Annotated in this window: 2 protein-coding genes; both read left to right on the top strand. The window is 75.2% G+C overall.

Going from position 1 to position 2,124, the window contains the following annotated elements; genetic code table 11:
• The coding region (locus AB0J52_RS37560) for a hypothetical protein (protein ID WP_500187726.1) at positions 1–654 on the top strand (654 nt) is incomplete at its 5' end.
• 10 nt (positions 655–664) lie between these two features.
• Complete coding sequence (locus tag AB0J52_RS37555) at positions 665–1,957, top strand: hypothetical protein (protein ID WP_500187725.1); 1,293 nt, start codon at positions 665–667, stop codon at positions 1,955–1,957.
• The last annotated feature ends 167 nt before the right edge of the window (positions 1,958–2,124 follow it).

Genomic DNA, 2,124 nt, shown 5'->3' with positions numbered 1-2,124 from the left:
GGCGCCCTGCGCGACCGCCTGGTCGACCGCCGCGCCCGGACGGTCGTCGTGATGGACGGCTGGTTCGGCGAGTACGAGGGGCAGGAGGCGCTCGCGTCCCACTTCGACCATCCGGGCGTCGCGATCGTCGCCGGGTCCGGGGCGTCCGGGTTCAACGGCGGCGGGCACGAGTCGCTGCCCGCCGCGTATCCGACCGTCGTGGCCGTCGCGGGGACCGACCTGTACCGGGACCCGGCGGCCAAGCGCGGCTGGAGCGAGACGCCGTGGCGGAACACCACGTCGGGCTGCTCGCTCTACACCAAGCGGCCGTCCTGGCAGCGCAAGGGCGCCTGCGGCGACCGCCGCACGGTGGCCGACGTCGCGGCCGTCGCGTCCGACTACACGCCCGTCTCGGCCTTCGACACCGGCAGCGGCGGCTGGGTGAACGTGTCCGGCGGCCCGGTCGCGCCCGCGCTCGTCGCCGGCGTGTACGGCCTCGCCGGAAACCGGTCGTCCACGCCCGCGCCGCAACGGCCCTACTCCCACGCCAAGTACATGTTCGACATCACCTCGGGCGCCAACGGCATCTGCGGCGGCGGCTACCTCTGCACCGCGGGCGTCGACTACGACGGCCCGAGCGGCATGGGCGCCCCCAACGGCACCGGCGCCTTCTAGGAGACCGACCATGCGAAACCCCCTGTACCCCCTGCGCGGACGACGGCACCCCGCCTCCCGCGCCCCCCGGACCCCGGGACGGGCCCGCCGCGCCGCGGCGATGCTGGGCCTCGGCACGGTGGTCACCGGCGCGCTCACCGGCGTGCTCCCCGCGGGCCCGGCGCTCCCGGCGAACGCGGCCTGCACCCCCGTCTGGAAGCTGGAGACGCCGGCGGCCCCCGCCACCGAGGTCCAGGACGTCCGGGTGTTCTCGGCCAAGGACGTCCGGTTCACGGCGAACATCAGCAACGACCTGGGCGGCGGCGTCTCCGAGACCGTCTGGGACGGCTCGAAGAACACCGGCGCCGGCCCGCAGATCCCGCAGCAGCCGAAGCGCCCGCTGTTCACCGGCGGACGCAGCTCCTACGACTCGCCGTCCAGCGGCTGGGTCATCGTGTCGCCGGACGGAGGCTTCGGCGACGTCGCGGGCCTCACCATGGCCCGCTGGGACGGCGGCAAGTGGACGCTCGTCCCGGCGGCCGTCTCACCGTTCCCGGAGAAGGGCCTCGTGCGCCTGTACGACGTGGCGTCCGTCGCGCGCGACGACGCCTGGGCCGTCGGCGACCTCAACGGCGAGGGCGTGCTCATCGAGCACTGGGACGGCACCGAGTGGACGGCCGTCGCCAACCCCGGCTCCACCCGCCGGTACACCCAGCTGATGCAGGTCAGCGCCGCGTCCGCGAACGACGTCTGGGCCGTCGGCTTCCAGCGGCCGGCGGACGGCGGCGCGGCGTCGCCCTACGCCCAGCACTACGACGGCGCCAAGTGGACCGAGGTCGAGCTGCCGGCGGTCAGCGCGCCCGGAATGCCGGACGGGGTCGCGAGCACCGTCGTGGCGAAGGGCCCCGGCGACGTCTACGTCGGCGGCTGGCGCGGCACCTGGAACGACTGGGACGGCTATCGCGGCCTGGTCATGCACTGGGACGGCAAGCAGTGGTCCGTGGACACCGGCCTGGGCGACGTCGTCCAGGGCGGCTACATGGACAGCCTCTACCCGGCCGGCCCGAACGACCTCTGGGCGATCTCCGACTCGACCGTCATGCACCGCACCGGCACCACCTGGACGAAGGTGACCCCGCAGGGCGCGCAGCCCGGCGGCGGCAGCAACGGCATCAGCTACTACTACCGGGCCGTCTCCGGCTCCGGCCCGAACGACGTCTGGGCGGTCGGCTCCTCGGTCTCCACCGACCCGGCCCCCATCCCCGGCCTGGCGTACGCGCGCATCCGCACGGCGCTGGCCCACCTGACCTGCGGAGGACGGTGACCATGCGGTTCCCGATGCGACTCCCGGCCGGACGGCTCACGGGCACACGGCTCAAGGGAACGCGGCGCACGAGGGCGACCGCCGCGGCCGCCGCGGCGGTGCTCGGCGCGGCGTCCCTGGCGACGGCCACGCTGACCGCCGGGGCGGCGCAGGCGTCGCCCGCGCCC

The sequence above is a fragment of the Spirillospora sp. NPDC049652 genome (assembly GCF_040675125.1).
In the GTDB taxonomy this organism is placed as follows: domain Bacteria; phylum Actinomycetota; class Actinomycetes; order Streptosporangiales; family Streptosporangiaceae; genus Spirillospora.
Note: the sequence above shows the minus strand (reverse complement) of the source record. Positions and strands in the feature narration are given on the sequence as shown.

What these genes read in the sequence shown, in the direction of transcription:
- AB0J52_RS37555 (WP_500187725.1), top strand. Translation starts at nt 665, where the DNA reads ATGCGAAACCCCCTGTACCCCCTGCGCGGACGACGGCACCCCGCCTCC.